The 6,750-nt window shown below is 69.5% G+C and carries 9 protein-coding genes; 4 read left to right on the top strand and 5 right to left on the bottom strand.

Annotated elements, in window-relative coordinates; genetic code table 11:
• Positions 1-113: 113 nt before the first annotated feature.
• From VIB55_RS16280 to VIB55_RS16295, 4 genes are all read left to right on the top strand, one after another.
• Positions 114-473 carry a hypothetical protein gene (locus tag VIB55_RS16280; RefSeq protein ID WP_331877719.1) on the top strand — a complete coding sequence of 120 codons (360 nt, stop codon included), beginning with the start codon at positions 114-116 and terminating at the stop codon, positions 471-473.
• Positions 470-1,414, top strand: a complete 945-nt coding sequence (locus tag VIB55_RS16285) for a hypothetical protein (RefSeq protein ID WP_331877720.1) — start codon at positions 470-472, stop codon at positions 1,412-1,414. The genes VIB55_RS16280 and VIB55_RS16285 overlap by 4 nt, the downstream gene beginning before the upstream one ends.
• A gap of 82 nt (positions 1,415-1,496) precedes the next feature.
• Positions 1,497-1,703: an AbrB/MazE/SpoVT family DNA-binding domain-containing protein gene (locus VIB55_RS16290; protein ID WP_331877721.1), complete on the top strand. Its 207-nt coding sequence runs from the start codon at positions 1,497-1,499 to the stop codon at positions 1,701-1,703.
• Entirely contained in the window at positions 1,703-2,110 is a 408-nt protein-coding gene (locus VIB55_RS16295) for a type II toxin-antitoxin system VapC family toxin (protein ID WP_349263042.1), read from the top strand. Before VIB55_RS16290 ends, VIB55_RS16295 begins: the two co-directional genes overlap by 1 nt.
• Before the next feature lie 122 nt (positions 2,111-2,232).
• On the opposite strand, the gene VIB55_RS16300 is transcribed toward VIB55_RS16295, so the two are convergent.
• The 5 genes from VIB55_RS16300 to infB form a co-directional block, all read right to left on the bottom strand.
• Positions 2,233-3,198 (bottom strand): bifunctional riboflavin kinase/FAD synthetase, encoded by a 966-nt coding sequence (locus VIB55_RS16300; RefSeq protein WP_331877723.1) that lies wholly within the window; start codon positions 3,196-3,198, stop codon positions 2,233-2,235.
• A 2-nt stretch (positions 3,199-3,200) separates the two neighbouring features.
• Positions 3,201-4,079 (bottom strand): tRNA pseudouridine(55) synthase TruB, encoded by an 879-nt coding sequence (truB, locus tag VIB55_RS16305; protein WP_331877724.1) that lies wholly within the window; start codon positions 4,077-4,079, stop codon positions 3,201-3,203.
• The gene (gene rbfA, locus VIB55_RS16310) at positions 4,076-4,531 is read right to left on the bottom strand and encodes a 30S ribosome-binding factor RbfA (RefSeq protein WP_331877725.1); all 456 of its coding nucleotides are present in this window, start codon (positions 4,529-4,531) and stop codon (positions 4,076-4,078) included. Before rbfA ends, truB begins: the two co-directional genes overlap by 4 nt.
• A 126-nt stretch (positions 4,532-4,657) precedes the next feature.
• Positions 4,658-4,939, bottom strand: a complete 282-nt coding sequence (locus tag VIB55_RS16315; RefSeq protein WP_331877726.1) for a DUF503 domain-containing protein — start codon at positions 4,937-4,939, stop codon at positions 4,658-4,660.
• A 19-nt stretch (positions 4,940-4,958) separates the two neighbouring features.
• Positions 4,959-6,750, bottom strand: a 1,792-nt coding sequence (gene infB / locus VIB55_RS16320) for a translation initiation factor IF-2 (protein ID WP_331877727.1), incomplete at its 5' end; no start/stop codon positions are given.

A 6,750-nucleotide genomic window follows, 5' to 3' on the forward strand; every position in this document is an offset into this window, starting at 1 on the left:
CGGCCGCGGCAGGAGCGACGAGTTCCGGCGGTTCCCTGACAAGCCGCTTCGTGCTCGGCGTACGCCGCGCCTTCCGTACCCGGAGCGCGCCGCCACCCACGCCACCGCCTGCCGTGCCGCCGCCTCCCGCCGCCCCGACCGGCGGTGGCGCGTCGCCGACCACCGGCGGCTACGTCGAGGTACGCACGGCGACTCCGGGAGCCGAGGTGTACCTGGTTCCGCGCACGGTGGTGGAGGACAATCCCGCCATCCTCTGCCGGCTGCGGCCGGTGTACGGGGGCGCCTCGTACTTCCGCGGGCGCACCACGGCCGCCGCGGGCGTGCGAGCGTATGCGTCTCCGCGCACGTGGGTGGTGGTCGTGCGCCAGGGGGGGCGCGAGTTCCAGGACCGGGTGCAGATCGCCGCCGGGCGGGTGCGCACCTTTACGCTGGACCTGCGGACTGACGGCATTCCATATCGGTGCCGGCGATGAGCGGCGACGAGCGTAAGGGTGGAGACGGTGAGCCCGAGGGCTTTCCGAAGACCGCAAGGCTGATCATGCTGGCGGTGGTGGCCCTGGCCCAGGCCATCCCCGGCTACTCGTTGATGTCTGCGGGAGACTGGCACCCGCCGGACATGGGCGCCGTGTTCGCCGCCACCGCCGTGATGGTGGGCGCCGGCACGGTGGGCCTGCTCTTCCTGGCCCGCCGCCACGTCCAGGCGCTCCGGGCACGCGTGATCATCGTCGCGTGCTTCGCGGCCCTGGTGCTGAGCCTGGGAATGATGGCGCTGTACCGCACGGCGCTGGAGGCGCGCGTGGTGCAGTACGCCTGGGCAGAGGCGGAGTACCGGCAGCTGATCCCCTTCGGCACCTCCCGGTGGACCCCGCCGGAGTTGCTGAAGCGGATCCAGCAGGTGAACGACGGTGCGCCGCCCTCGCGCTCCGCCCTCCGGCCCAGCCACTTCCGGGCGGTGCTCCAGGAGTACGGGCCGGAGGAGGTCACGCCGTACTTTCCGGCGGGATGGGGGCTCCTCACCCGTGGATTGCTGTGGGGGAACTACGTCGTCGTGCTGATGCTGGTCACCGCCGCGTTCGCGGCTCCGGCCGTGCGCCTGGAACGGGAGTTCCGCGCCCGGAAGGCCGCTGCCCCCAAGCCGGAGCCCGAGCCTGCGCGCCAGTCCGTGCCCGCGAGCCCGCCGGTCGAAGATCCCTCAACGGCAAGACTGGCGCTGATGGAGGCCGAACTGCAGCACCTGCGCGCGCGCCTTTACGACGAGCGCCGGCCGTCGCGCGACGGCGAGTCGCGGGACGAGGCGGTGCTGCGCGTCGAGGTTCGCGGCGGCGGCTGGCTCCTGCTGGGCGCCGCGGCCGTCGCGCTGTGGGCCACCACGCGAGCCCGCGATGGAACCCATCGCGGCAGCAGGCCCAGGTAATTCCCACGCTATGTGGATTGACTTGCGGTTTGATCATCGATACTCTTGCCGTGTGACGAGACATCGATCAAAGGAGAGAACGGTGGAAAAGGCCACGATCTCACCCAAGTTTCAGGTCGTCATCCCGCGATCCGTGCGGGAAAAGCTGAATCTGAAGCCGGGCCAGCAAGTGCAGGTGATCCCGTACGAGAACCGCATCGAATTCATCCCATTGCGTCCACCGCAGGAAATGCGCGGCTTCCTCGCTGGAATGTCTACTGATTTCCAGCGGGACCCCGACCGGCTGTGATCCACCGGGCCACTGGAGGCACTCGGAACGTCGTGGACTCATCCGGTTGGTTGGAGTACATGACCAATGGGCCGAACGCCAGCGCATTCGCTCCGTCCATCGAGGACATGGATCGCCTTGTGGTGCCGACGATCTCGGTGAGTGAGGTCTTTCGATGGGTACTCCGGGAGCGCGGAGAAAGCGATGGGCTTCAGGCTGCCGCGCTGATGCAGCAGGGAATCGTGGTGGAGCTTGATTCGTCTCTGGCCATGTCTGCAGCGAAGCTGGGACTCGCCCACAAGTTGCCGCTCGCCGACAGTGTCATTCTCGCCACGGCGCGTGCATACGGCGCGACGCTCTGGACGCAGGATGCAGACTTCGGCGGGCTTCCAGACGTCAAGTTCATTCCGAAAGCGGCGGCGACCTGAGGCCGCTGTTTTGAGGCGTCACGGCGAGGTGTGTGGCGGATCTCTCAGTCGCTGCGGAGTATGTTGTTACGATAGGCCTCTCGAGGTCGCTCCATCGGGATGACAGCGCGGCTGCGCTGTTCTCAGCTTGGCGAGAGACCGAGCATCCGGCGACCATCCCGCTCGTCGCCGCGTATGGCTTCGATGAGGGCGTCTACCGAGGAAAACGGCAGAATGTCGCGGATGCGGCCCATTACCTCCACGCGAACGTGGTCGCCGTAGATGTCGCCGCTCCAGTCCAGCAGGTGAAGCTCGATCGTGGGCGAGAACCCGGGGAACGTCGGGCGCGGGCCCAGGTGCAGAAGGCCGGGGATGCGCTCGCCGCGCACCCGACCGTACGCCGCGTAGACGCCCTCCTTGGGCAGCATCTTCTCCGCGTCGCCCAGCTCGATGTTGGCCGTGGGAAAGCCCAGCTCCCGCCCCTTCCGCTTTCCCCCCACCACCACGCCTGAGAGCGTGTACGGCCGCCCGAGCAATGCCGCGGCCTCGCCCGTCCGCCCCTCGCCCAGCAGCCCGCGGATGCGGCTGGACGACACCGCTCCGCCCTCCGCCTCGAACGCATCCACCACGTCCACGTCGAACCCCATCTCGCGGCCGATCTCCCGCAGCGTGTCGACGCCGCCTTCGCGGTCCTTGCCGAACCCGTGGTCGTACCCGATCACCAGCTCGTTCATCCCGATGCGCCCGATCAGGATCTCTTCCACGAACCGGCGCGCCGGATAGTGCTGCAGCGTCCGCGTGAACGGGAGGAATACGACGTACTCCAGCCCCGACTCGGCCAGCACTTCGCGCTTTTCGGCGAGGGTGGTCAGCAGGGGCGGGGCGTGCTCGGGGCGGACCACGCGCAGGGGATGCGGATGGAACGTGACAAGGATGCTGCGGCCGCCCGTCGCCCGGGCGCGGCGGCAGATTTCCTGGAGCACCTCCCAGTGGCCGCGGTGCACGCCGTCGAAGGTGCCCACGGTGACGATCGCCGGCCGCCCGTCGCGCGGAAGCGCGGGGGGGAGCGCGGGGTCGATGGCGAACGGGGCCAGGGCGCTGGATCGCATGCTCACGCGCCCGCCACGAACACCTTGCGCGGCCTCACCCGCCCGCCCGCCGCCTCGCCGATGGCCAGCAGTGCGCCGTCCGGGCCGAGGACCGCGACCGTCTCTCCATCGGCGATCTCGGCGTCGACGGCGACCGCACGGCCGAATCCCAGGTCCGCCACGCCGCGCTCGTCCACGCGCCCATGCGACAGGTGCGACACCGCATCCGCGGGAGCGAGCAGCGCGGAGGCGACGAGCGCCTCGTCGCCAAGCTGATCGACGGGCACGGCGCGAGCGACGTCATGCGCGCCGATGTGCGTGCGCCGGAGCTCGCGCAGGTGCCCGCCCGCGCCGAGCGCGCGCCCGACGTCCCGTGCGATGGCGCGGATGTACGTGCCGCTGCCGCACTCCACCTCGAAGACGACATCAGGCAGGTCGATGGAGACGACCTGGAGCGAGTGGATGGTCACGCGCACGGGCGGAAGGTCCACTTCCCCGCCCCGCCGCGCCACGTCGTACATCCGCTCGCCCGCCACTTTCTTGGCCGAGTACGCAGGCGGCACCTGGTCGATCTCGCCCACCTGCGCCATCAGCGCCGCCTCGATCGCTTCAGGGGACACGTCGCGCCACGAATCGGACGACGAGACGACCGTTCCCGTGTGGTCGTCCGTGTCCGTTGACTCGCCCAAGCGCATCGTGGCGAGATAGGTCTTGGGCAGGGGCGTGATGTACTCCGCCAGCCGCGTCGCCGGACCGATACAGACCAGCAGCAGGCCCGAGGCGAAGGGATCCAGCGTCCCCGTGTGCCCCACCTGCTTGATGCGCAGCGCGCGGCGAACCGCGCCCACCACGTCGTGCGAGGTGGGCCCGACGGGCTTGTCTACCGGCAGAACACCGTTCACTCCTGGCCCTCGCCCTCGGCCTGATCGCCCGCCGCCGGCTGCTCCTCGGCCGGCTTCTCGACCGCACCATCCGCGTCGTCGCCAGCCTCGGTGGACGCGGAGGCGTCGTAGGGAAGCGCCTCGCGAAGCAGCTGCTCGATCCTCATGGCCTCGGCCAGCACGCGGTCGATCTCGAAGTGAAGCTCCGGGATGCGGCGCATCTGCAGGCTCTTGCCCAACTCGCGGCGGATGAAGGGCGCCGCGCTGCGCAGGCCCACGAGGATTTCCTCGCGCTCGGCCTCGTCGCCGAGGGCGGTGATGTACACCTTGGCGTGGTCCAGCTCGGGCGAGGTCTGCACGGCCGTGATGGTGGCGAGCCCCACCCGCGGGTCGCGCACCTGGTCGCGGATCAGCAGCGAAATCTCCTGCTTCAGCTGCTCGTTGATGCGGTCGGTCCGCCTGAACTTGGGCATATGCGCACAGCCTCCCGGCTAAAAAGAAAAAGGCGAGGGGACAGGGTACGGAAGACCGGGGACAGCAGGCAACAGCAAGGCCATTGCCGCCGGCGTCCCCGGTTCCGCGCTCCGTCCCCCCGCCGTCTAGTAGAACGTCGTGTACGAATCGATGATCCGCGCCCTGCCCTCTTCGGCCACCAGCCGGTCCGCCGACTGGAGCACCGACTGGGCGTGCTTCCGGTCTCCCGAAACCACCGTGACGGCGATCTCGGACCGCTGAAGCAGGTCCTGGTGCGCCGTTTCGGCGGCCGACACGTTGAACTTGGCGTGCAGGCGGTCTTTCAAGCTCTTCACTACCATGCGCTTCTCCTTGAGGGAGGCGCACCCGGGAATGTGAAGCTCCCAGACCACCAGCCCCACGACCATCGCGCGGCCGCCGTGCCCGTCAGGCGTTGCGCGCGGCCTCGGCCGCCGCCGCCGAAGCGGCGGCCGCGCCAGCCAGCGTGCGGGCCACCTCTTCCACGCGGTAGCACTCCAGGACGTCGCCGATCTTGACGTCGTTGAAGTTGCGGATGTTCAACCCGCACTCGAAGCCCTCGCGCACCTCGCGCGCATCGTCCTTGAAGCGCTTAAGGCTTTCCAGCTCGCCCTCGTAGATCTGCACCGCGTCGCGCACGATGCGGATCTTGCCGCGGCGGTCCAGCACGCCGCTGGTGACCATGCAGCCGGCCACCGTGCCCACGCGCGGCACCTTGAACAGCTGGCGGACCTCCGCCGTGCCCAGCATGACCTCGCGCTCCTCGGGCGTAAGCAGCCCCTCCATCGCCGCGCGAACCTCTTCCACCGCCTCGTAGATGATGTTGTAGAGGCGGATGTCGATTTCCTCGCGCTCGGCCACGGCCCGCGCCTCGCCCGTGGGGCGCACGTGGAAGCCGATGACGATGGCGCCCGAGGTGGTGGCCAGCAGCACGTCGGACTCGTTGATGGCGCCCACGCCGCGGTGGATCACCTGCACCCTCACCTCGTTGGTCGACAGCTGCTCCAGCGCGTCGCCCAGGGCCTGGACGGAGCCGTCCACGTCGCCCTTGATCACCAGGTTCAGGTGCGCCTGCTCGCCCTTCGCCAGCATGCGCGACAGGTCCATCAGCTTCACGCCGCGGCTCTTGATGCGCATGCGCTTCTCACGCTCCAGCCGCTGGCGCGTCTGGGCGATCTCGGCCGCGCGGTCGGCTTCCATCGAAATCAGCTGGTCGCCCGCCCCCGGCACGCCGGGAAGGCCCAGGATCTGGACGGGCGTGGCCGGCCCGGCCGTGGCGACCGGCTTGTTGCGCTCGTCGAGCATGGCGCGGATGCGGCCGCTGTACATGCCGCACACCACGTGGTCGCCCACGCGAAGGGTGCCGTTGGTCACCAGCACGGTGGCCACCGGGCCCTTGCCCACGTCCAGCTGCGCCTCGATCACCGTGCCCACCGCGTCGCGGTTGGGGTTGGCGGTCAATTCCTGCAGGTCTGCCAGCAGCAGCACCTTTTCCAGCAGCGCCTCGATCCCCTGCCCCTTCTTGGCCGACACCTCGGCGCTCATCACGTCGCCGCCGAAGTCCTCGAGCACCACCCCGTGCTGAAGCAGGTCCTGCTTCACGCGGTTGGGATTCGCGTCGGGCAGATCGACCTTGTTCACCGCCACGATCAGCGGCACGCCGGCGTTGCGGGCGTGGCTGATGGCCTCGATGGTCTGCGGCATCACCGAGTCGTCGGCCGCCACCACCAGGATGACGACGTCGGTAACTTCGGCGCCGCGGGCGCGCATGGCGGTGAACGCCGCGTGGCCCGGGGTGTCGAGGAAGGCGATGGAGCGGCCGTCCTGCAGCTCCACGTGGTACGCGCCGATGTGCTGCGTGATGCCGCCGGCCTCGCCCGCGATGACGTTGGTCTTGCGGATGTAGTCCAGCAGCGAGGTCTTGCCGTGGTCCACGTGGCCCATGACGGTGACCACGGGCGGACGCGGAAGCAGGTCCTCGTCGGCGTCGGCCTCCACGGCCTCTTCCATGTCCGCGCCGTACTCCTCTTCGCGGACGGCCTTGAAGCCGAACTCGTCCAGCAGCTTGGTCTTGCCGTGGTCGACGTGGCCCATGACCGTCACCACCGGCGGGCGCTGCTTCAGGTCCTCGTCGCGGTCGGCCTCGGTGTCCTCCCAGCCCTCGATCTCGTGGAGGACGTCGGCCTCGCTGGGGTCGACG

Origin of the sequence: Longimicrobium sp., from assembly GCF_036554565.1 — a bacterium.
Taxonomy (GTDB): domain Bacteria; phylum Gemmatimonadota; class Gemmatimonadetes; order Longimicrobiales; family Longimicrobiaceae; genus Longimicrobium.

Excerpts from the sequence above, each read along its gene's own strand:
- VIB55_RS16285 (WP_331877720.1), top strand. The coding sequence starts at position 470 with ATGAGCGGCGACGAGCGTAAGGGTGGAGACGGTGAGCCCGAGGGCTTT.
- VIB55_RS16300 (WP_331877723.1), bottom strand. The coding sequence starts at position 3,198 with ATGCGATCCAGCGCCCTGGCCCCGTTCGCCATCGACCCCGCGCTCCCC.
- rbfA (WP_331877725.1), bottom strand. The coding sequence starts at position 4,531 with ATGCCCAAGTTCAGGCGGACCGACCGCATCAACGAGCAGCTGAAGCAG.
- VIB55_RS16315 (WP_331877726.1), bottom strand. The coding sequence starts at position 4,939 with ATGGTCGTGGGGCTGGTGGTCTGGGAGCTTCACATTCCCGGGTGCGCC.